This is a genomic window from Algoriphagus sp. 4150 (assembly GCF_031457395.1).
GTDB lineage: Bacteria > Bacteroidota > Bacteroidia > Cytophagales > Cyclobacteriaceae > Algoriphagus.
Map to the genome: position 1 here is coordinate 78,914 of NZ_JAVDWS010000015.1, position 24,031 is coordinate 102,944.

Consider the following 24,031-nt stretch of genomic DNA (forward strand, 5'->3'; position numbering starts at 1 on the left):
GATTTCAGTTGAATTATTGGATCGATTTTCGTTATTCTACCCACCAGAGTGGAGTTCTCATATTGTCGGAGCCGCCAAGTTTGCTGACACCCTCATCCAGATTGGCTTTGTTTAGAGAGTATTCTGATGTGGGGTATTCTATTCTGGTGGGAAGTACTCCGTTATTTGAAAACGCAGAACTTGGATGAGGGGCAGGCATGACGGGATATCCTGTGCGACGATATTCATTCCAGGCTTCCACTCCCTGTCCGAAAAGGGCAATCCATTTTTGAGTCATGATGGTCTCCTTGGTGACACCGCCTATCCTGCTCATGTAGTCACTTGGCATTGTAAGTCCTTGTTGATTGAAGGAGGCTCTGATGGCGCTTTCCAGAAATTCTGTAGCATCACCATCTATATCTCCGTCCAATGCAGCCTCGGCTTTGATGAATTCTACTTCTGCATATGTCATCAGCACGCTGGGAGCAGTTGGGGTTATGTATTTAACCCCAATTCTGGAAGCGTTGATTTTATCGGCTGCTGCATCAGTCAGCCCGTTGGGAAGTCCCAAGTAGCTGCCATCTCCTATAGGCTGAGCGTAAACTGTGATTCTCTCATCATCAAGAGCGAGTAGTTTGTCGATTAGTGTGGTACTGATATTCCAGTCTGACCGGGTGGAGAATACGTCAAACATCTTGTTTCTGCTGCCGATTGCGTCAGAGTGAATTAGCTCCGCTGCTTGGGAATTATTTTCTATAATCGGATATTTCGCCGGATCAGCGAGGATACGAGTCATGATTTCCCTTGACTCTGCGGGCTTTTTGACCGCTTGTCTATTGGCAATTCTTAGTGCAAGGGAATTTGCGAAGCGTTTCCAGTCCATGATTTCGCCGTTAAACAAAATATCTCCAACTACCGCAGGACCGGAAGTAGAGAGGAGGTCGTTTGCTTCTGCCAAATCGGCCAAAATACCTGCATATACTTCCTCCATCGAATCATATTTTGGAGAGTTTATGGCTTCTTCTGCTGTGCCTTTCAGTGCTTCGGAGTAAGGGATAGGTCCAAATACATCAGTCAGATACGCGTACGTAAATGACTGCATGACCATTGCAATCCCCACATAGTTGGCGTTTTCGTAGGCTCCTCCAGGTGCAGACAAGATCTTGACCCTTTCAAAGTTGATGAGGGCTTCATTGTAGAGATTGTTCCAAGTTCCTGAAGAGATAGTGAGCGGTATCTCATAGCTATCTCCTTCAGCATTGATGTATATATTTCTTGAAAGATGCTGGATCCAGCACATAGCGGCATCGATATTTAGTCTTTCGAATCTAGTGCTATGACCCCAGTACCTGTCGGCCACGACTTGAATCGCATTAGGTAAAAGCAAGGATGGGGGAACAGAAAGCGGGTCGTTTGGATTTGTGTTGATTTCTTCAAAATCCCCGGTACAGGAAGTCATTGTACCGAAGGTCAAAAGAAGTATTGCTATGGAGGAGATGTATAGTCTTTTCATGATAAGTTCTTAGTAGGTAGGTGATTTGATCAGAATGTCACGTTAAGATTGAATCCCAGATTCCGTGTAGTGGGTAATTGTCCGTAGGCAAACCCTTGTCCATTGCCACCTTTCATATCCACTTCGGGATCCATGTGAGGATGGTTTTTATAAAGAATCGCCAGGTTTCGCCCCACAAAGGACAGCTTCATGGTTTGGATGAACTTATTGCCCATAAATCTTTTTGGAAATACATATCCCAAAGACAGCTCGCGGAGTTTTATAAAGGTGCCGTCAAAAATGCCTGCTTCATGGTAGGTGCGTGGATTCTGGGCATTCCAGAATGTAGTGGCATCTACCACCACATCGTTTGGTGTATAGACCGGTTCTTCCGACGTGCCAATGTTTACTACACCTTGACCTATAACTCCTTCTTCCCGTCCTATGGCTGTTTCGGCATATTGACCTGTTTTTCTGGCTAGTCCCGTTCCTACGTCGAATATGTCTCCGCCCATTTTCACATCGATCAGTGTGCTGAGCTCAAGACCTTTGTATGCAAATGAGTTGGTCCATCCGCCTATCCAGTCAGGTTGAATATTGCCTAAAACATAGGTGCCTTCTTCTAATATTGGAAGTCCATTTGTGTAGACGAGTTCGCCTTCAGGGCTTCTTAGATATCTTCTTCCGTATAGCGAGCCATATGGCTGGCCTACCCGTGCTTCAGACGTGAGAGAGTTTTGGGTTCCCAAAATGTAGTTCTCCAGACCTTCGGCTAATTCTACCACCTTATTTCGGTTTCTTGCAAAATTCAATGCGGTGTACCAGCTGAATCCCGATGCGGAGTTAATAGGTGTGGCATTGATTGTCAGTTCGATCCCTTGATTTGTTATTTTACCTGCATTTAGTATTTGACTGCTATACCCGGATGCGGTTGAAATAGATACTGGAAGTATTTGGTTTACAGTGGATTGGTGGTAGTAAGTAAAATCCAATCCAACTCTTCCTTCAAAGAACCTTAAGTCCAGTCCTACTTCCTTACCGGTAGTTATTTCCGGTTTTAGCGTTCTATTGGCGATTTCATTGGATTCTGCGTAAGTAGGGGTAGTGCCGGCCCAAAGTCCTTTTGATTCAAATACTTGTTCAAGCTTATAAGGGTCAGCATCATTGCCTACCTGTGCTATGCTTCCTCTGACTTTTGCAAATGAAAGAACGCCGGACTGAATGTCGAAAATATCAGTAAGTACAGCACTCACCGCCACTGAAGGGTAGAAGAATGAGTTGTTTGAAGCGGGAAGTGTACTCGACCAGTCATTTCTTCCTGTTACATCCAGAAATAAGTAATTGTTGTATCCGAATTGCGCTGAGCCAAAAACACTGTTAACTTCCTGTTTTCTTATTAGGCTTGACGGGAATACGGGGCTTGCAAAATTTCCCAAGTTATATAGTCGGTCTATTGTCAGTTCGGTGACATTTACCGAAGTACTTTTGTAGTTGTTTACTCTGTTTATTGCCCCTGCTTGTATTTTTAAGGAAAGTCTGGAACTGACGTCTTTGGAATAAGTCAGTATAACATCATTGTTTGTCTCCTGACTGCTCATAACTGTTTCTGAATAGGAGCCAAGTATCTTAGTGTCGTTTTTTTCCCGTTCTACCCCATTAATGTTTATTCGGGTATCGGTCCAATAATCCGTTCCTGATCGGGCCAGGATGCTGAAGTGCTCCGATATATCGTAGTTAAGTGCAAAGCTTCCTACTAAGCGGTCTTTCTCATTTGAATTGGGTAAATACTTCTGGTTGAAAAAGGGGTTGGAAAAATATTCATGTTGCCAGTTGGCGTAGGGGTAATCGTCACCCGGTCGGAATGTTTGCCTTTGAATGTCGTAATAATCCTCCCAGTTTTTAAGTTTGGTGTAGTCTGTGTGTCTGTGTGCCCAAATAAAATCCTGACTTCCTGTAAAACTTCTGTTTTCAGACCCTGATTTGACATATTCGGCATTCACACTCATTTGAAGCTTTGGGACGAATTTATAAGAGGTGTTTATCTTAAAGTTGTTACGATAATAATCGTTGTCAGCCATGATACTTGTCTGATCCAGTCTGCCGATTGCTACCCGGAAGCTGCCTTGTTCATTTCCTCCGGAAAGTGCCACGGTATTGGAAAAGCTTTGTCCCGTTTCCCAGAAGTCATTGTAGTTATTGGGCTGCGGGAGAAGAGCGACTCTATTGGGGGCAGAATACCAAAGCGGTACCATTCGGCCATCCATTGGGGCTCCCCAGCTTTCATCGACTCCGGCTGTTCCCCGAATACCGTCTGCATCAAACCCATTTCTACCATCGACATACCAGGTTCTGTAGCCGGATCCGCCGCCATAAATGTCTTGGAAATCCGGCTTTACCAGTGGATTGTCAAAAGTCATGTTACTGTTGAATTCAATTCCAATACCTTTTGTCCCGGATCCGTTTTTGGTGGTGACCATAATGACTCCGTTGGCAGCACGTGATCCATATAAGGCAGCAGCTGTAGGGCCTTTGAGGATGCTCATTTCCTTGATATTGTCCGGGCTAATCTCTGAGAGGCCATTTCCATATTGTCTGCTGGATGTCTGCTCTAAGGGTACTCCGTCCACCACCACCAAGGGTTCGTTGTTTCCGGCTACTGAAGATGAGCCGCGGATTACGATGTGAGCTCCGCTGCCCGGCATGGAGTTGCCTGTGACCTGTACTCCGGCTACCCTTCCCGAAAGGCTGTTTGCGACATTGGTAGGACGGGATTCTGTAAGGGCGTTTCCATCTATGCTTTGTGTGGAATATCCCAGAGCCTTTTTGTCACGTTCTAGACCGAATGCCGTGACCACTACTTCGTTCAGTGCAAGATCGGATGAGGCTAATTCGATCGTGAAGACCGAAGCTGTCCCTACCTTGATTTCTTTGGTGGTAAATCCTATAAAGGAGACTGTCAGGATTGCGTCGGAACTGTCATCGGCTAGCGTGAGGGAAAATTTCCCGTCGATGTCGGTTACTACACCGTTCATGGTTCCTTTGATCAGGATACTTGCACCGGGAATAGGTACTTGGTCATCATCTAGGACAACTCCCTGGATAGTGCGCTCAGCTTTCAGAGCAGCGGGAGTTGGTAGTTGAAAGGTTGGGCTGGCTGTAGGAGGGATTATTGCATCCTTGGTTTCTGATTGCTCAAGCATGTAGAAATCTCCGGCACCTTTTCTGAAATGGATATGGCTTCCTTTGAGGATTCGATGCAGATTTTCCTCGGCGGTAAGCTTGGAGTTGATGGCGGCAGGTATTTGTGTTTCCGGGTCTAGCAAAGAAGAAGGATATGCAATGGATATAGCATATAAATCTTCCAGTTCTTTTAAGGATGATTCCAGATTTTTTTTATCCAACTTCTGGTCGAAAGCTGGGCCTTTAGCAGATTGGGTGGGGTTTTGGCCTTTTGCGGAGATTGGGAGTGCGAGCACTCCGGTCACCCCGACAACCAACAGGTAACGGGTAAATTTGATGAGCATAGATTAACAGGTTAGTGGTTAGAATGATAACTCGTGTTTGTTTTGGGTCAATTGCTAATCATTCATAGACCGGGGTCGGATAGATGCCCAAGTCTCACTAGTGTAATTGTCGCTGCAGGTTTCTCTGTAGCTTTTGCTCGAACTAATTTTATTGCTGTTAAAGTTGTTGCTTGCGGTCCGGCCGAAGGGCAAGCTGTAATCTATTGTATTCTTAATGAGTTTTGTTCTAGGGTGATTTTAGTATCGAAGAGCACTTGGATATTTTCGATCACCTCATTTGGATTGTCGGTTAATGGTAAGCTTCCTGAAATAAGTTGGGTGGTTGGTGGTATTTTTTGAACTTGAAATTCTATGTCGTAAAGCTCTGTCACTATGCTGAGCACATCTTCGAGGCTTTCATTTTGCATCCGTAGTTTTCTGTTTTGCCATGCCAGAAGCCTTATTGGGTCGGCTACTTTTTTCGTTTCAATCTGATGGTTTTCTACGTTCAGTTTTATTGTTTCTCCCGGGACTACCATGCGACTCGTATTTCCTTCTTCACTTTGGTAGCCTAGTTTTACACTCCCCTCTATAAGTGTCAGTTTATGCACGGGGTGTTGATTTTTGAAATTGAATTCGGTCCCATAAACCTCTACTTCCATCATTTCTCCTTCATTGATCACAAATCGTTTGGAGTTCGTGTCTTTGGCTATGTCAAAGTAAGCTTCTCCTGTCAGCTCCACTTTTCTGTCAAAACCCAAAGCCCACGTATAGGAGTAGGTTAATGAAGAGTTGGAGTTCATTAAGACAATAGATCCATCAGGGAGTTTGATCTCCAAAGTCTCATTTGCTCCTGTTTGATAGGTTTGGGTTTTTGATTTCAGGGTTTGCCAAAGCCCAATGTTGGCAGCGACTAACAGCACAATTGAGGCGGCTATTTTCGCACGATGGAGGATTCTCTTTTTACTTTTGAGCTTTTCCTCATGTTGCCGGATCCCGGACTTGATTCCTTTGAAGATTTTCTTCTTCAAAGCCTGTTGTTCTTCCATCTTCAATTGATCTACAAAGTCAGAATTGCCGGCCTCCACAAACTCCGGCAGTGGCTCCTCATTCCCATCTTGATACAAATTGAAATTGTCTTTGGTCATAACATCTGTGTTATACTGTATATGTCAATTCAAACAGAGTTTACCTCCATTGTTTGTCGAAAAAAAACCGATTTTTTTTATTTTTATATATTTTGGGTCTCATTGATTCATTTTTAGACCCTATTGTTTCAATTTCTTCAAAAGAAATGATTCGGGCTATCCGTAAAATAAAGCCTATGTAAAAGCCCGGATTAATTTAGATAGGATGTCCCTTCCAGTAGTTGTAAGAGACGATCTGACCCAATGCACGTAAGTGTAGAAAGCGTGAGTTCTCTCAGGCTGACCCGTATATCTTTGAGTGCCCGCATCAGGTGTTTTTCCACCGTGCTTACAGAGATTTCCAGAGTTTGGGAGATTTCTGTATAGCTCAGCCCTTTGTTGAAACGGAGCTGATATACTTTTTTGCGCTGAGAGGGGAATTCCCGGACGACTTTCTTGATGTTTGACTTCAGGTCGTTGAAGAGGATCTGTTCTTCGGTGGAAGGGCTGTTCTGTTCACCCTTGGATTTTTCCTTCTCCGAATATTTGTCCCGGATGGACTGGGATTTGTATTGGTTGATGATTCTATAATTCACTGACGTGAAGAGATAGGAGGAGAGTGATGTGTGGATTTCTAGTTTGGCTCTTTTGGCCCAAAAATCAATAAAGACCTCTTGGACAATCCCTTCTACAATCTCTTTTTTGCCGAGTTTTTTGTAGCCAAAATTGAACAGGCTCTTCCAGTAAAGGTCATAGGCTTCAATAAATGCTGACTCATCGCCATTTTTGATCCTTTCTATGATTTCTTGTTGGGTTGACACTTTTACAGGCATGGGTCTTTCACTTGATAATTTGGTAAATGATTTCGTAGAATTTTGAAAAATTGGTTTAATATTGAAGTTCAAATAGAATATTTTCTGTTAAACTATCAAATAGTGGTTATAAATGAAATATAAATCTTGAAAATTTGTTTCAAAATTTATTGATGGGGGTAAAAAACAAATATTACGATGAGTGTGCCTTGAAGGACGTTGTTAACCATTTGATCCCTAGTTGGATGTAGGTGGTTTTTTGAAATCACGAACCCTCTGGATTTAATTGCTAGCCGAAGTTGACTTAAAAGGATTTTTCAATTCTTTATTAGATTAAATCTAAATAATTAAATTCTTCCTTATTTTTGCGGTCTGGATTATTTCTCATTTCCTTTAAACTGACCATTTTATGCAGCCAAAAAGTTCTTTCACTTGGAAAAGTATCCGAAATATTTTTGACCAAATACACTTGTATGCAGGCTTGATTTCGGGTTTGGTGGTTATTGCTGTTTGTTTGAGTGGAACTATCTACGTGTACAATACAGAGATCAGAGAATTTATGGATTCTGAGCTGTACTTCGTAGAGGAAGGCGGACAACGTATGTCAGCTGATGAATTAAAAAAATCGTTGGAAAGCGTAAATGATGCTAATGTAGTTGGTGTGATGTGGAACGAAGAGGCTAATCGCACGGTACAGTTCACCTTGAAAAAAAAGGACGAAGAGGGTAGGGGAAATACCTATTTCGTCAACCCGTATTCCGGTGAGCTGGTAGGAAACACAGCTGACCGCACGGCAACAGCGGAATTTATGGGCTATATGTTCAGTCTTCATAGATGGCTACTGCTCGACAGAATAGAAGAGCCAATTCTGGAAAGCATGGGAAATCGTGATTTGGGAAGATTTATCAATGGAGTGGCTACGCTTCTGTTTCTTTTGGGAGTGATTACGGGAATTGTGATCTGGGTACCCAATAAGGTAAAAAGTTGGAAACAGGGGTTGAAGATAAAATGGTCTGCCAACTGGAAGCGGGTGAATCATGACCTGCATAATACATTGGCTTTTTACTCTTTGATCTTCCTCTTTATAATGGCGGCAACAGGACCTTTCTGGTCTTATACTTGGTACAGAGAAGGATGGCAAAAAACATGGGATATCTATCAAGAACCAAGTCCTAGAGCCGGGAATGCAGAAGGGCCTGGAAGAGGGCCGAAGCCTGAGAAAGTTGATTCAGAAGTTCCTCTTCCGATAGTTTCTCTGGATGAGGTTTTTGCAAAAACCAATGCGGAACTTCCATATGTGGGTAATATTAGAGTTTCTCTTCCTTCCAAAGCTTCAGATCCGGTGGGAGTTAGTAAATATAGAACGGGTTTTTTCGCTAGAGCCGGTGCTGATCAATTAACGTTGTCATCTTCGGATCTATCGGTAACTGAGGCTAATTTGTTTTCGGACTTACCTTTCCGTCAGCAAATTGGCAGATCGGTGAAGTCTTTGCATGTGGGAGATATTTTTGGTCAGTTTTCCAAATTTCTGTGGTTTGTAGCCTGCTTGATAGCGACTTCATTGCCCATTACCGGAACGTTGATCTGGTGGAATAAGCGTAAGAAAAAACCAGGCAAGAAAAAGCCGGTCGCCCGTAAAGTGGCGGAAATGGCTTAGAACATATAAGAGATCTTCCGATTTCATATGATTATAATTTGTTTTAAAAGGCCATCCCGATTAGTCAGGTAAGGCGATGGAATCCCTGCCTGCGGCAGTCAGGTCGCAGGCATTATAATCATCCCTGCCACAGGCAGGCTCGATTTCAGGAGGTGTTCTTTTGGACATCTTTTTACTACGGCAGGCATAGAGATTTCCGTACGCTGATTTACGGTTGTCCTGCTTCTCAGGTACTAGCATCTAAAGCTTTGTAGTTCCTTAAATACTGTCTTTCAAGATCAATGTGGAAGGAATATCAGACAGCCACAGACTCTTCGAATCCACCAGTTTTTTCCAACTTTCTATGCTTACAATCATCAGTCTTTGATCAGCCAAAAATTCTTTGTCAATAATTCTTTCTGTCAATAGGCTGATATGATTGGGGGCTTTTTGCTCGATAGCCCTGATTTTTTCTTTTAATTCAGCATTGTTTTTTAATTGTCCCGCTACATCCAAAATTGTGATTTGGGACTCTGAATTGTTTATGAGTTTTTGGGCAAATTGAATCAAAAATGTGTCATGCTCAGAAAATACAGGTATAAAGACTGTTTCAGTATCTGAAAAGTCCTTGTCAATCAGAACACCTACCGGTACTTTGCTTTTGTTTAAAATATTTCTGGTTCTTTCATCAAAAGGGGAATTTTCAAATAAACTTTCTTTCCCGGTCACCTGATTGAATAATTTTTCCGGATTGATAAAACGGGTGGTGAAGCCCAAAACTTTTCCGAGTATACTTCCCTCGAAGATGGATTGTCCCAAACCTATTAGCAGTAAATCATACTCACCCTTGTTGGCAACCTCCGTGATGTCTGAATCAATGTCATTCGAGGCTTTAAACAACGTGGTGATTTTCTGATTCAATCTTTCCGATTCCTCAATGATTGGTGTAAAACTCTCCTTTTCATATTCCTCCACGTTATAATGATGCAATTCGTTAGTGGGTGAGAGATGCATTGCCGTTACCAGAGCATTTCCATTTAGTTTTCTGACGAAACTGTTGGCCAATCTCAAAAGTGACTTTCCACGCTCAGGATTTGCAAATGAAACCAGCATGCGAAACTTATTGCCTTGGCTTATTTCCAATGGGATTTCTGCTCCCTTGGATTTGAAAACCCAATTGAATAGATCCAAAGCAGGGCCTGTCATGAAGGTGGTGACCAAAGCCATAATTACCATCATTGCGAAAATTTCGGGAGTCAGAACCCCAAGATCGTAGCCAATGTTTAAAACCACCAGTTCCATCAGACCCCTGGTATTCATCAATGCACCAATGACTAAGCTATCCTTCCAGTTCTGGCCTACAAACTTGGCCGCTATGGCACTGCCGAGGAATTTACCGACTACAGCAATAAGAATAATCAAACTGGTGACTTTCCATAGATAAGGGTCATTTAGAAGACCGATTTCTGTCCGTAAACCTGTAAAAACAAAAAACAATGGAAGAAGTAAAACCAATGCAACATCTTCTACTTTTTCAATGAATATGTTTCTGAATTTAATGTTTTCGGGCATGATTGCACCTGCCATAAACGCTCCGAAAAGTGCATGAATGCCAATTACCTCGGTCGCGTAGGATGAAATGATCAGCGTCAGAAAGAAAATTGCGACAATGGGTTTGCTCAAGCTTTCTTTGGTTTGATGCAGATTCCCGATTCTGGTTAGAAATGGGCGGACCACTTTTATCATCAACAAAACATAGAGCGCAGCCATGGCAATAATATACAAAGCACTCACAAATGACCCTGCCTTTACGATAGCAATCACAGCTGCCAATAAACACCATGCCGTAATATCGTCAGCAGCAGCACAGGTGATTACCAGCGTTCCTAACCGGGTCTTGTGCAGGCTCCTTTCTTGGACGATTCTTGCCAAAACCGGAAAAGCGGTGATGCTCATGGCAATCCCCAAAAACAACGCAAACGAACTAAACTGCACGCCGGTAGGAGCAAACGACTGATAGATGTAATAGGCCAACCCCATCCCCAAAGCAAACGGGATAATGATGCTTGCGTGGCTGATTACCACTGCATCGTGGGCCTTGTTTTTTAGGACTTTCAAGTCCAATTCCATTCCAATGACGAACATAAACAGTATCAAGCCTATCTGGCTCAAAAACTGGAGATTACCCAACGAATCAGGGGGGAATAATGTGGTGGAAAATTCAGGGAAATGCAGTCCTATAAATGAAGGACCTAGGACAATCCCTGCAATTATTTCCCCTATTACAGTTGGCTGGCCTATCTTTTTGCATATCCAGCCAAAGAAACGTGCTACTAAAATGATGGTGACAATTTGCGCCAAAAGAATAGCCAGGGGATGTCCCAAATTATGGGCAAGGGAGTCGATAAATTCCTGCCATTGGGTTCTTCCTGTATTCGGAATGATGATATCTCTGCCTTGTTCTAACTTTGCGCCCAGCAGCACAATCCAGTACATCAATGCGGTGAAGCCTCCAATTACGCCTACGTAAAAGAAGCTGTTTTTAAATTTGCTCATTTATAAAAAATAGATTGGTTTAGATGACCTTGTGGATTCTTTTGTTTGGGATAATTAGTCCTTGCTTCAGGATCACGCTTTCATCTGTAACCCCCCAAATAGTGGTGTCTACAAACAGTTTTTCATTGCTGTCTTCAAAGTAAATTTTGACCTTGATCTGTTCCAAATTGCCCAATGCCATTGCACGTTCTAAGTTATGCTGACGTTGGCTTTTTTTCTTATCTGTTCTTAGGACATCAGAGTTGGGGAAATTTAAGCTCCCAACGATTCCTTTATCTATTTCTTTGAAACTCGTTTTCATGATTTTACCAGTTAATTGGAGCCAAGTATTTTGTCGGCGTATAGGATCCTGAGATGCGGCAGAGCTTTTTGCCACCCTATTCAATGTCGTTTTACCTTACAAAGATGCAGGTTAATCAGGAGTAAGAATTCGGCAATGGACTGAAAAGGAGTCGGAATGTAATAAGGCGGAAAAAATATGTAATGAATTAGATCTTGACCTTTTGCAGAAATTCATTTCTGTAATTTTCGCTTAGGGAAAGTTTGACGTTTTTCCCTTGATCATTCATTAAATTGGTAGTGATTTCATCAAAGGAAAAGACATGAACAGCCTTTATCGAAAGCAGTTCTTTTTTATTGATTCTGCAAAAATCAGGTGATGGAAGTAATTCGTTCAGTTTATCGAACGTGATGTTTTTCAGAATAAAATCTTCACCGTCAAACAGCCGGCAGACCTTGTCGCGACTATCACTTTCTGAGGTTTTGATGTAGGCGATTTTGTCAAAAAACAGAATAGCCTTTCCTTTATTTGTGTTTAATTGGATGTATGTTTTTGGAAGTTGATTTTCCGAATTGCCAATGTATTTTTTCGCTTTTTCAATAGCCTGCTTTAACCGGTCTAGTTTGATGGGTTTTCTGATATAATCCAATGCGTTAAGGTCAAATGCTTCTGCTGCATATTCTTTGTAGGCGGTGGCAAAGATTACAGGTTTTCCATTCAATAAATTGGCAATCTGCAAGCCATTCATCTCCGGCATCTCAATGTCTAAAATACAAAAGTCGAATTCCAGATTGGATGCTTCGTTCACAAAAGTTATGGGATTATTATAGGCTTTCACGACCTCCAGGTCAGGAAGTTGTTCGCATAGCATTTTCAAGTAAGTCAGTCCCGGCAGCTCGTCATCTAGCAGCAAGCATTTTAGCTTTGTGTTCAAGTAGATTGATTTTTAAATGTGCTATGTAAACATCTCCCTCGATAAACCGGTTGAGTTTGAAATTGTCGGGATAAATGATTTTCAACCGCTGTTCTAAAACTTCTATGCCAATGCCGCTTTTTTCTTTTTTCATCGGTTTTTTGCCCGACATTTTATTGGATACGGTTAGTGAAAAAGTGTTTTCCTTAAACTCAAATATTACCGAAACAAAAGCATCGGAACTTTGTAAATCGGCGTGCTTAAATGCATTTTCGATGAGATCTATTGAGATAAGCGGGGCCAATAGTCGCTGTTCAAATAAAGGTTCTGATTCATTGATTTTTGTCTTTACTTTTAACTCAAACAGCGGACTAATCTTTATTTTGTTAATTTCAATTAGGTTTAGGGCAAAATCAATCTCTTCCTTTGGCGTTACAAATTTGTTTCTGCTTTCGTACAGAATGTAATCCAGTACATTGGCTAATTTGTCTAAAGCAAAATAGGTTTGATAAGCATGTGATTGTATAGAATTAAGAATATTCTTGAAAAGATGCGGATTGAGTTTCGATTCTAGGGTTTGTAATTCCAGTGTATTGATTTTGCTTTCCAGTTGCTGGAACCTGTCCTCAGATTCCTTTCTTTTTTTTTCTGATCTGGCAAGTCTAAGGAGCAGGTAGACACTGGTCAAAAGGAAGCTAAACCCAATTACTGCAATTGAGATAAAAACTTCATTTGATATGTCTGCTATGCTTACCATTCAATTGCAAAGTTGGTTTGGCTGATAGATTTTGGGGTTTTTCCTAGTTCGGATTATTGTTAATGCTTGTGACTATTTCCATGTTTTCGGTGGTGGAGAAAGTCTTTTACGCCAATTATAAATGTCAACAAGCCTATAATTGCCCATAAAAATGCCAGCATGGGATGGTGTAGCATGTTGTCCAGCATGCTGTTGGAGCTGTGATCCGGTTTTTCAGTAGAATAGGCAATCAGCATAATTGACTGAAGGAACTGAATTACATGGAGCGTGCCGTGTACCAAATTTAATAATCCAACCGAAATAAGGGCGATTGTACTTTTTTTTACTTTCGGAGAAGTAGTTGCACTCATTAGAAATGTATTTACTGTCAGGCTTATTTTCGTCTGAACATTTTGGCAATCGTTTTTCCTATTTCATCCAATTTTTCGAGCGGTTCTATAATTGTGGGGTTTGTGAGGTCAATTTCGGACGTGTTTTTTACTCCTGCCTGCATAGGATAGATTAGAATGTAACTTGTGTTCTTAAAGTATTTATTTAGATACGAGGGTATTTTTGTCATATTAGTAAGGTATGAGGGCTTATCTTTTCTGCTAAGTACAATTATGAGATTGTCATCTTGATGGAAGTCCCGGGCAAGAATTAAGAAGTCATCCCAATCATTGAATTCTACAAACTCACATTCTATTGGATGTTTCGATTGAATTTCCTGGATAAATTTCAGCGTTTCCTTAGTAGCATAGAACAGTAGTTTGGCACCTGAGTTCCTCGCTATGTTCCATACTTTTATAATCCAGAATGGGAAGCCAATTTCTTTTTCCGCGTTTTTGGGAACGATGATGATATGTCTTTTGATTGTTCCGAAAGGTTGGGCGGGTTTATAAATCAATGTGGTAGTCCTGCATTTTGTCAAAATACCCTCTGTAAGATGTCCCAAAAAGGAATCTGAAATGCCTTTGTTGATATGAAGCCCCAAGATGATATCTGTGATTTTATGCTCTTTGGCTACACTTGTGATGCCGTTCACGATGTTTAGGTCGTACCGGAGTAATTCGTGCAGCACATTGTCTGTTGCTGAAGCGGTGACAGCCGCTTTGCTTAAAATTTTCTTGGCTTTTTTGTCGGCGGATCCATCCATTGTATTATTGTCCACAATACTGAGCGCATAAAGTCCGTCTTTGTTTTTCTTTGATTTTATGGTGACCCCTAAATTTATCAATTCATCAGTTGTCTCAATGTTACTGATAGGGATTAAGATTTTTTCCTGATTTTCATCATCCTCAATGGCGGTATCCGAACTTTCCAACAATGCAATGTTTTTGGCTCCTTTTTGGGCTACAAATGAGGCAATAGTACAAGTGAAAAGTATCATTAAAATCGTGCCGTTCAAGATACTTTCGTTTAGCAAACGGATAGGATCTCCTGTTTCTGTTTCCCCGATGATGATATTGTAACCAACCAAAACCGCTGCCAAAGTTGCTGCTGCCTGGGCGTTGCTCAATCCGAAAATAAGCCTCCGTTCGTCAATTGAAAATTTGTAGGTTTTTTGAGTGATCCACGCCGCAAGGAATTTGGCCGTGGTGGCCACCACGATCATGACAAAAGCAACCTTGATTGTTTCTATATCTTTGAAAAATGCGCGGTAATCAATGAGCATCCCTACACCAATAAGAAAAAATGGGATAAAAATGGCATTCCCGACAAATTCAATCCGATTCATCAATGGGGAGGTATGGGGAATCAGCCTATTAAGAGCAAGTCCCGCCAAGAACGCTCCAATAATGGCCTCAATCCCTGCCATCTCTGCGAGAACGGCACCAAGGAAAACCATTACCAGCACGAAAATGTACTGGGAAACATTGTCGTCAAACCGCTTGAAAAACCAACGTCCGATTATCGGAAAAAGCAGCATTACAATCAAGCCAAACACAAGAATGGAAGTCGATAGCCTCACCCAAAATTCGGTGTTTACTTCTCCTGCAGTCATTCCGACGATTATTGCAAGAACCAACAGGGCCAATGTGTCCGTGATCATAGTGCCGCCGACGGTGATATTGACCGCTTTGTTTTTTGCCACACCCATTTTACTTATTAATGGGTATGCTATCAGTGTATGGGAGGCAAACATACTTGCCAATAAAACAGAAGTCGGTAATGAGAATTCCAAGACGTAGAGTCCTGCTAATGTTCCCAGAATCATTGGGATAATGAAGGTAAACAAACCAAATACCAAGCTTTTCTTGCTGTTTTTCTTAAAGTCAGCTAAGTCTATCTCCAAGCCTGCAAGGAACATGATGTATAGAAGTCCGGCCGTGCCTGAAAGGATGATACTGCTGTCCCTTACCATGAGATTAATGCCATTTGGACCAATGACCGCGCCTGCTATAATCAGCCCGAGAAGATGAGGGATCTTTATTTTGTTTAGAATTATTGGGGCAAACAGGATTATCACCAATATCAAAAGGAATTTCAATACCGGATTAGTCAGAGGTAAGGTTGTCTCAAATATGTTCAGTAATATCATTTATTTTCGTTTCTATATCGGGTTTCCAGGCCTTGATAGCAAGGGTTATCCTGTGCGATATGGGGTTTTAGGCTGATCACCTTGGCCATTACAATGCACATGGTGAAGAATTAAATAGCTGGTCAATTGACCGGTTAAAGGGAATGTACGCCTGTTGATGTTGAAGGTAATTTATTTATCTCCGAATATTTTTTGTGTTGTTACTTAATCTATCACTCAAGTTAGTCCATTCCCTTCTGAAAAAATGAGTTCATATTGCTTTTCCAACGGGAAGTCTTACTTTTTGTTAAAGATATGCGTCATCTTTTAATTCCCTTTATCTTCAATTGTCAATTATTCAATTGTTCATTCTGCTGACCCGTTTATCTAAGCGCTTGGCTTGAATGTTTTCAATCCTCAATCGGGCAGTTAACATATCAGCATCCACAAAACTTTAAGAGAATCTTAAGCTTTAGGATTATAGGACTTGGATTGAATTGCTAACTTTTGGGCAGCAAAAATCAATTACAACTGAGACCTTTAGGGCAATGAGAAAAAATGTACAACTTTTCTTTACAGTTAGGCAACGTAACAGCGGCCTTTGCGTGACCTTTGTGCTCTCTGTGGTTAAAAAAGAGCAATCATGCGAATTCTAGTCGTAGAAGATGAACCGGGGATTTCCGGATTTTTAAAGCAAGGATTGGAAGAGGAATCCTATCAGGTGGATATCGCTGAAAATGGTCAAACAGGTCTTCAGATGTCGCTTAGCGGTGTGTATGATCTTTTGCTACTGGATTGGATGCTTCCGGTCATAAGTGGATTGGAGTTATGCATGGATTTCCGAAAGCAATTTCCGAGTACTCCGGTCATTTTTCTTACTGCAAAAGACACTGTAGAAGAAACAATCACGGGACTACAGTCCGGCGCAAATGATTACATCAAAAAGCCTTTTCACTTTGAAGAATTATTGGAGCGGATCCGGGTGCAGTTGCGGGCCAAGGATATTTCGGAAGAGAAATATACTCTTGGGCCTATTACCCTCTACACGGGCAGGCATCTGGTACTTAAGGGAGAGGAAGAAGTTCAGCTAACCCAAAAGGAGTTTGCGCTGTTGGAATACCTGATGAAAAATAAGAATCAGGTATGCCGCCGCACCAAGATCATAGAGGAAGTTTGGGATATACACTTTGAGTATAATACAGGGGTGATTGACGTTTTCATGAATTCACTCAGGAAAAAGTTAAACTTCAATACCAATGAAGATTACATACAGACGGTGAGGGGAATAGGCTATATCGCCAAAGATCTATGAATGTTTCGTACAAAGAACGGATAGCGCGAAGGCTTACACTGGTGACGGCATTGATCGTGCTGGTAGTGTTTGCCATTATTTATCTGGTGGTGGACTATACGGTGGTTCAGAGCATAGACCGGGAGCTGAAACTGGAGACTGATAAGCATGTGGGGCAGATTTTTTTGGTACATGGGGAAATAAGATTTGTGCATAAGGATGAGTGGCAAGAGCAGGAGCATAGCCAGATCCAGCTCAATCCTATCTTTATAGAAATCGTGGATATGCAGGGGAATTCCATGGATAGGTCCCCAAACCTTGGAGAGCATCACTTGAGTTTTTATCCCGGACGGGGAGAAAACAACGAGGCCTGGACACTGAAGGCCGGCGACAGAGAAGTGCGCCAAATGCAGATTCCGCTGAATCATGCCGGAAAGCAAGAGGGATATATGCTGGTAGCGAAGTCATTTGAAGATGCCAGAGAACTGCTGACCAATCTGAGGAATATCTTGATGATTCTCTATCCGGGAATTCTTATATCCTTGTTTTTGGCAATGCGGTATTTGGCAGGCCAAAGTATTCAGCCTATTCAGAAGATTATTCAGAAAACCAACCTGATCTCCCAAAGAAACCTCAATGAACGGATTCCGGTAGCCGATCCAAACGATGAAATCGCCCAGCTCACCCGCTCGATTAATGAGCTGCTGGCCCGGTTGGAGCAGGCGTTGACCCGGGAGAAGCAGTTCACCTCTGATGCCTCCCATGAGCTGAGAACTCCACTGGCTGTATTGCGGGGCACGCTCGAAGTCTTAATACGTAAGCCGAGAACTTCGGAGGAGTATGTGGAAAAGATCAAAATGTCCTTGGGGAGTATAGACCGTATGTCAGAGATGATTGATCAGTTACTTTCCCTGGCAAGAGTGGGTAAAGGAAAAATGAGCCGGGAAGAAGTGGAGTTGGTTTCTTTTACGAAGGATTTTGTGCAGCAGGCAAGATTGGATTCGGGTAGGGAAATTGTAGTGGAGGCCAACCTGTCCACGCCGCTTTTTACGCTTACCAATGAGAAGTCCCTTCAGATGATATTGACTAACCTCACCCAAAACGCCATCAAATACTCTCCTCCGGCTACCAAAATCCAGTTTAGGGTAGGGATGCGTGAAGGATTACCTTACCTATCGGTCAGAGATGAGGGAAAGGGAATATCCGGCGAAGCATTGGGTAAAATTTTTGATCCATTTTATAGAGAGGCTAATGAATCTGGAAACCCTATTCAGGGTACCGGACTTGGACTTGCTATCGTGAAGAAACTCGCGACGGAATCCGGAATCCGGGTGGAGGTAGAAAGTGAAAAAGGTAAAGGGAGTACATTTCGATTGATTTTTAGCACTGAGATTTAAGACAATCTTAAGGGAGTTTTTCAGGCGATGAGAAGGCTTTGGGCCAATTTTGTAATTCAATTTGTATTTCCTCTCAATTGCCGGTTAAAAGATTAAAGCGTCGTAAGTTTTGCTAAACCTTAGTGATGAGGCTACTTCGGTCACCTGTCATCGGTCTTCCGTCTGCTTAAACAAAGAAGGTAGAACTACTGGGATGAATGAGGGAAATCATATTCAATTACTACCTCTCGCATGTTAGATAGAATTATACAATGGAGTATTGCCCATAAGCTGATCATCTTCATTTTTATTGCAGCCTGGATAGGTTTTGGTTTTTTTGCTTTGGGCAATCTGCCTATAGGCGCTGTGCCTGACGTCACCACCAACCAAGTGCAGGTGATCACCACTTCCAGAAATCTCGCAACGGAAGATGTGGAAAAATACCTGACTTATCCGGTAGAACTGGAAATGGCGAATCTCCCCGGGGTGATCGAAATCCGCTCTGTTTCCAAATTTGGGCTTTCGGTAGTTACGATTGTTTTTGAAGATAAAATGGGGACCTATCTTCCACGGCAGTTAATAGCGGAGCGCATCAAAATAGCCGAAGAAAGAATCCCCGCAGGATTCGGTTCGCCCGTAATGGGGCCGATTTCCACCGGTCTGGGAGAGATCTTTCAGTATGTGATCGATGTAAAGCCGGGCTATGAAAGCAACTATGACATTACTGATCTGCGCACTATTCAGGATTGGGTAGTCAGGAGACAGCTTTCGGGAATAGAAGGTGTAGTGGAAGTGAATACTTGGGGTGGTTTTCTGAAGCAATATGAGGTAGCCATCAATCCGGAGCGACTGAAGGGGATGCAAATTGATATTGCTGAGGTATATCACGCCTTGGAAAAGAATAATTCCATTGCAGGCGGAGGATATATAGAAAAGACTAACGAAAGCTTTTTTATCCGTGGAGAGGGATTGGTAACCAGCTTGGAGGATATTGGGAATATAGTCGTAGAAGTAAGAAATGGAGCTCCTGTTTATGTTCGTGATATTGCTGAAGTAGGCTTTGGGCATGCAAATAGATTTGGGGCGATCACCGCAAACGGCGAAGGTGAAAAAGTGCTGGGACAGGTGATGATGCTGAAAGGAGCCGATTCCAAAGGAACGATAGACCGGGTGAAGGAGCGATTGGAAGAGATGAAAACTTCCCTTCCGGAAGGGATTGTCATCAACGGATTTCTGGACAGATCTGAATTGATTGGTAAAACAACCTTCACGATTGCCGAAAACCTGATTTTGGGTTGCCTGATCGTGGTTTTTGTGGTGGTGTTACTCCTGGGGAACTTACGGTCGGGATTGGTGGTGGCCTCAGTGATTCCACTGAGTTTGCTTTTTGCGCTCTCCATGATGTACATCTTTGGAGTCGATGCCAATCTGATGAGTTTGGGAGCCATTGATTTTGGGATCATCATCGATGGAGCGGTGATTATTGTAGAATTCATTGCCTTCCAATTCACCAGAACTGATCATCAGTTGGCAGGATTGTCCAAGTCTCAAAGACAGGCTAAGAAGGATGAAATTTCTTTTACCGGAGCGTCCAAAATGATGCACTCGGCAATTTTTGGACAGCTTATTATCATCATTGTTTTTATCCCGATTTTATCCCTGACAGGTGTTGAGGGAAAGATGTTTCGCCCTATGGCTGAAGTATTTTCCTTTGCCTTGATCGGGGCAATGATTCTGGGATTGACCTACGTCCCGGTAGTTTCAGCACTTTTTCTCAAGACCACTCCTCCGGGGCCAAAAAATATTTCCACCAGAATCATCAATGGGCTGAACAAGATTTACGGACCGGCGATTACCTGGGCTTTGGATCATACCAGAGCTGTGCTGATTTCAGCTTTTGGGTTGTTGGGTGGGGCGATCCTGATTTTCTCTACCATGGGATCCGAGTTTGTGCCCACGCTGGATGAGGGGGATTTTGTGATTCAGCCTTTTTTGAAAACGGGTACTACACTTACCAACACAGTGGCAACTGTCACGGAGATAGAGAAAATCCTAAAAGAATTCCCGGAAGTAAACCAGGTAGTAACCCGAATCGGTGCTGCCGAGATCCCCACAGATCCCATGTCCATGGAGGAAAGTGATGTGATCGTAACGCTGAAACCCCGCTCGGAGTGGACCACCGTCGAAACCAAGGATGAGCTTGCAGATAAATTCAAGGAAGCACTGGAAGTCATTCCCGGGATGGAATATGAATTTACCCAACCGATAGAAATGCGATTCAATGAACTGATTACGGGTGTGCGTGCCGATTTGGCAATAAAGGTATTCGGTGAGGACTTAGATGTGCTGCTGAAAACAGCCCAGGAAATCGAAGCGGCAATCCGTGGAGTGGAAGGTGCAGCGGATATTGTGTTAGAAAAAGTGGACGGTTTGCCGCAGATGAAAATTGAGTACAACCGGAGCAAAATTGCCAAGTTCGGATTGAATATTTCTGATCTGAATGAGGTGGTGACGATGGGCTTTGCCGGAATGACTGCAGGAACGGTCTTCGAAGGTGAGAAGCAATTTGATTTGGTGGTGAGATTTGCGGAGCCTTTCCGCAAGGATATCAGACATCTGGAGCAGGCCTCGATTCAGCTCCCCAACGGAGGCTCAGTACCGCTTTCGGAGTTGGCAACAATCAGCTATACCAAAGGACCTGCAAAGATCTCCCGTGACAATACCAACCGAAGAGTAGTGATCGGGGTGAATGTGAGAAATCGTGATTTACAGTCTGTGGTCGATGATATTCAGGGAATCATCGCTAGCCAAATTGATCTTCCCGAAGGCTATAGAGTAGATTATGGAGGGCAGTTTGAGAATCTCCAAAAGGCCAGAAACAGGCTGATGGTCGCCGTTCCGATCGCCTTATTTCTGATTTTCGTGCTGCTTTATTTTGCATTTTCCTCTACCCGTGATGCACTGATGATTTACTCCGCGATTCCACTTTCGGCAATAGGAGGGATCGTGCTGCTGTGGGCTAGGGGCATGCCATTCAGTATTTCTGCGGGAGTGGGATTCATTGCGCTTTTCGGCATAGCCGTGCTGAACGGTATCGTATTGATCGAGCATTTCAAATCTATGGAGTCCCATTACACCAACATCAAAGACTTAGTGATAAAAGGAGCAAAAGAGCGCTTGAGACCTGTATTGCTTACTGCTTCAGCCGCCGCATTGGGCTTTTTGCCTATGGCAATCTCTAATTCAGCTGGAGCGGAAGTGCAGCGACCACTTGCTACGGTAGTAGTGGGAGGATTGATTTCCGCCACTTTCCTGACCTTGATCGTGCTTCCGGTATTGTATGTTTTGTTTAAGAGTAAATCAGGCCCGTCTTCAATTGGCAAGAAGATCTCTGTCTCCTTGGTGTTGATCTCAATGTGCACTTTTGCTGTGCAGGCACAGGAGTCTCCGCTTACATTGGAGCAGGCTGTGGAGCTGGGATTGGAGAGAAATCTCACAATAAAGGCAGCCGACAAGTCGCTTGAGATGGCCAATGCCACAATTGGCCAAGGCTGGAATCCTGACAAGACGAATATTTATTATGCGGAAGACAAAAATGACATCGCCGAAAACGGAATCTATAATAGGGTATGGGGACTGAGCCAAAGTTTTGCCTTTCCTACACTTTATGGAGCACAGAAAAATGTTTTGCAAGCCGGGGCAGCAATGCAACTCAGTCAGTTTGAACTGCAAAAGAGAGCGCTGGAGGGACAGATCAGCAAAAGCTTTATTGAAGTAAAATATTGGCAGGAACTGATAGGGAACTATGGATATCTCGATTCACTCTATACAGAATTTACCCGGGCGGCTTCGAGAAAATTTGAAACAGGGGAAAGTAATTACCTGGAAAAACTCACAGCCGAAGGCAAACGTCAGGAAATCAGTCTCAAGAGTAGTGAGGCCAACGAAAACTACCTGATAGCTCTTGATCAACTGAAATTATTGCTGAATTGGGAAGGAGAACTCATGCTTGCGGAGGAAGATATTTCATTGGACTCTTCTTTGCCGGAAGATTGGTCAGCGCATCCCGGTGTGGAATATTATGAAAATGCTGTCAGTCAGTCTGAATATCAGATTCAGGCGGAAAAGAGAAAACTCCTCCCGGATATCAAGGTGGATGTATTTCGCGGGACTAATCCAGGAGCAAATGCGAAGGTTTACCCGGGATTTCAGGCGGGAATAGCGGTTCCTCTTTTCTTCGGAGCACAAAAGTCCCATATCAAAACAAGCGAATATCAGCAGCAAAAAATCCAGCTTGAAGCAGAGTATTATCGAAATCAGCTGGGAAGTCGTGCCCGGCAATTGCGTCGGCAGCTGGATCAGAATATCCGGGTCATAAATTATTATGAAGCAGAGGGCAAAACGCTTTCGATTCAAATCCTCGAACAGGCCCGAAGATCCTATCAGGAAGGAGAAATTGATTTTCTCCAGTACGTGCAACTGATGGAGAATTCCAGGACGATCACGCTACAATACCTGCAGAGCAAATTTGCCTATCAACAAACTATTTTGGACATCAACTACCTTCTAAACTGATGAAGATTTCCCGTATAAAATCAATCCTTAACGTCTCACTTTTGGCAGGCTGTCTGTTGTTTTTTCAATGCAAGGGATCAGACAGTCCTGAAAGTGATGGCGTAGAAGTGGAGGAAGGAACATCCTCAGGTTCTTTTATGAAGGTTTCCCATAAGCAGTTTGAAACGATGAAGATGACTTGGGGAAGTCCAAAGCTGGAGGAATTCTCGGAAGGCTTGTCCGTGCAGGGGATGGTGAAAGTTCCTGTGGAGGGGATTCAGGAGATTTCAGCTTTCTTTGGAGGATATGTAAGTGGGCTAAACAAACTGGAAGGTGAGCCGGTACGGAAGGGTGAAGTGCTTTTTTACTTAGAAAATCCTGATTTCATCCGGCTACAGCAGGATTTCTTGGAGACAAGTAGCCAGTTGAGTTACTTGAAGGCTGAATTTGAGCGTCAGAAGACTTTGTATGGGGAACAGATTTCCGCACAAAAAGTCTACCTGAAAGCAGAGGCCGATTATCAGGGGACCAAGGCCAAGGCAGAGAGTTTGAAGCGTCAGTTGGCGATGATCAATATCAATGCAGATCAGTTAAAGCCGGAAAATATTCGGTCAAAAGTTCCTGTGCTGTCGCCCATTGCGGGTTTTGTAGATGGAATTCACTTGGTGCAGGGATCGTTTTTGGCAGTTGGAGGGAAGGCTATGACTATCATTAGCAAGGAACACTTGCATATTGAGTTGGTGATATTCGAGAAGGACGCAGCGAATATCCACAAGGGACAGAAAGTGCAGGTCTCCATTCCTGATCTGCCCGGAAGAACGTTTGCGGCTGAGGTGTTTGTAATAGGTCAGTCGATCAATAATGAGCGTCAGATCAATGTACATGCACATATGCAGAATGAAGAAGAGGGGGAGATGCTTGTTCCGGGGATGTTTTTGGAAGCCAAACTGATCAAAGACCCGAAAGAGGCTTGGATAGTCCCGGTAACTTCAGTGGTAGTATCGGAAGGTGAAAGCTATGTGTTGGTGCAGCGGGAAAAAGCCGAGACTGGGTTCAAATTGGAGAAAGTCTCGGTACAAACGGGGTTGGAAAGTGATGGGATGATAGAGCTCATGCCAAATGAAGCTTTGGACGAGAATTCCGTAATCTTAACCCATGGGGGCTTTAATCTGCTGCCTTAGGTTGTTTTAATTGCTGAGAGTCGTTCGTGGTGACACGAACGACGGCGAAAGCTTATTTTTATTGCCGCTCTTAT

Annotated in this window: 16 protein-coding genes; 5 read left to right on the forward strand and 11 right to left on the reverse strand. The window is 43.0% G+C overall.

Translation table 11 applies throughout. The annotated features are described in order from the left end of the window. Positions 1-31: 31 nt before the first annotated feature. From J2X69_RS17555 to J2X69_RS17570, 4 genes are all read right to left on the reverse strand, one after another. The gene (locus tag J2X69_RS17555; RefSeq protein ID WP_310106234.1) at positions 32-1,492 is read right to left on the reverse strand and encodes a SusD/RagB family nutrient-binding outer membrane lipoprotein; all 1,461 of its coding nucleotides are present in this window, start codon (positions 1,490-1,492) and stop codon (positions 32-34) included. A gap of 29 nt (positions 1,493-1,521) precedes the next feature. Continuing rightward, positions 1,522-4,995: a SusC/RagA family TonB-linked outer membrane protein gene (locus tag J2X69_RS17560; RefSeq protein WP_310106236.1), complete on the reverse strand. Its 3,474-nt coding sequence runs from the start codon at positions 4,993-4,995 to the stop codon at positions 1,522-1,524. 200 nt (positions 4,996-5,195) lie between these two features. Continuing rightward, the gene (locus J2X69_RS17565; RefSeq protein ID WP_310106240.1) at positions 5,196-6,122 is read right to left on the reverse strand and encodes a FecR domain-containing protein; all 927 of its coding nucleotides are present in this window, start codon (positions 6,120-6,122) and stop codon (positions 5,196-5,198) included. 191 nt (positions 6,123-6,313) lie between these two features. Then, complete coding sequence (locus J2X69_RS17570; RefSeq protein WP_310106242.1) at positions 6,314-6,934, reverse strand: RNA polymerase sigma-70 factor; 621 nt, start codon at positions 6,932-6,934, stop codon at positions 6,314-6,316. Between the two features lie 388 nt (positions 6,935-7,322). Between J2X69_RS17570 and J2X69_RS17575 the strand changes: the two genes are divergently transcribed. Further along, the gene (locus tag J2X69_RS17575) at positions 7,323-8,570 is read left to right on the forward strand and encodes a PepSY-associated TM helix domain-containing protein (RefSeq protein ID WP_310106244.1); all 1,248 of its coding nucleotides are present in this window, start codon (positions 7,323-7,325) and stop codon (positions 8,568-8,570) included. Positions 8,571-8,630: 60 nt separating this feature from the next. Here J2X69_RS17575 and J2X69_RS17580 read toward each other — a convergent pair whose 3' ends face one another. The 7 genes from J2X69_RS17580 to J2X69_RS17610 form a co-directional block, all read right to left on the reverse strand. Continuing rightward, entirely contained in the window at positions 8,631-8,810 is a 180-nt protein-coding gene (locus J2X69_RS17580) for a hypothetical protein (RefSeq protein WP_310106246.1), read from the reverse strand. Between the two features lie 18 nt (positions 8,811-8,828). Continuing rightward, a complete protein-coding gene (locus tag J2X69_RS17585) occupies positions 8,829-11,105 on the reverse strand; it encodes a cation:proton antiporter (protein ID WP_310106249.1) in 2,277 nt (758 codons plus the stop codon). Between the two features lie 19 nt (positions 11,106-11,124). Next, complete coding sequence (locus J2X69_RS17590; RefSeq protein WP_310106252.1) at positions 11,125-11,406, reverse strand: hypothetical protein; 282 nt, start codon at positions 11,404-11,406, stop codon at positions 11,125-11,127. 187 nt (positions 11,407-11,593) lie between these two features. Beyond that, positions 11,594-12,319 carry a response regulator gene (locus J2X69_RS17595; protein WP_310106255.1) on the reverse strand — a complete coding sequence of 242 codons (726 nt, stop codon included), beginning with the start codon at positions 12,317-12,319 and terminating at the stop codon, positions 11,594-11,596. Next, positions 12,285-13,055, reverse strand: coding sequence for a histidine kinase (locus J2X69_RS17600; RefSeq protein ID WP_310106257.1), 771 nt, complete (start codon positions 13,053-13,055; stop codon positions 12,285-12,287). The genes J2X69_RS17595 and J2X69_RS17600 overlap by 35 nt, the downstream gene beginning before the upstream one ends. A gap of 59 nt (positions 13,056-13,114) precedes the next feature. Next, positions 13,115-13,405: a hypothetical protein gene (locus J2X69_RS17605; RefSeq protein ID WP_310106259.1), complete on the reverse strand. Its 291-nt coding sequence runs from the start codon at positions 13,403-13,405 to the stop codon at positions 13,115-13,117. 23 nt (positions 13,406-13,428) lie between these two features. Next, positions 13,429-15,576 (reverse strand): cation:proton antiporter, encoded by a 2,148-nt coding sequence (locus J2X69_RS17610; RefSeq protein WP_310106262.1) that lies wholly within the window; start codon positions 15,574-15,576, stop codon positions 13,429-13,431. A 622-nt stretch (positions 15,577-16,198) separates the two neighbouring features. On the opposite strand from J2X69_RS17610, the gene J2X69_RS17615 reads away from it, so the two are divergent. The 4 genes from J2X69_RS17615 to J2X69_RS17630 all read left to right on the forward strand — a co-directional run bounded on the left by J2X69_RS17615 (position 16,199) and on the right by J2X69_RS17630 (position 23,957). Next, positions 16,199-16,867: a response regulator transcription factor gene (locus tag J2X69_RS17615; RefSeq protein WP_310106265.1), complete on the forward strand. Its 669-nt coding sequence runs from the start codon at positions 16,199-16,201 to the stop codon at positions 16,865-16,867. Then, entirely contained in the window at positions 16,864-18,243 is a 1,380-nt protein-coding gene (locus J2X69_RS17620) for an ATP-binding protein (protein WP_310106267.1), read from the forward strand. Before J2X69_RS17615 ends, J2X69_RS17620 begins: the two co-directional genes overlap by 4 nt. A gap of 231 nt (positions 18,244-18,474) precedes the next feature. Continuing rightward, complete coding sequence (locus tag J2X69_RS17625; protein WP_310106270.1) at positions 18,475-22,797, forward strand: CusA/CzcA family heavy metal efflux RND transporter; 4,323 nt, start codon at positions 18,475-18,477, stop codon at positions 22,795-22,797. Further along, the gene (locus J2X69_RS17630; protein ID WP_310106273.1) at positions 22,797-23,957 is read left to right on the forward strand and encodes an efflux RND transporter periplasmic adaptor subunit; all 1,161 of its coding nucleotides are present in this window, start codon (positions 22,797-22,799) and stop codon (positions 23,955-23,957) included. Before J2X69_RS17625 ends, J2X69_RS17630 begins: the two co-directional genes overlap by 1 nt. Positions 23,958-24,031 lie beyond the last annotated feature (74 nt).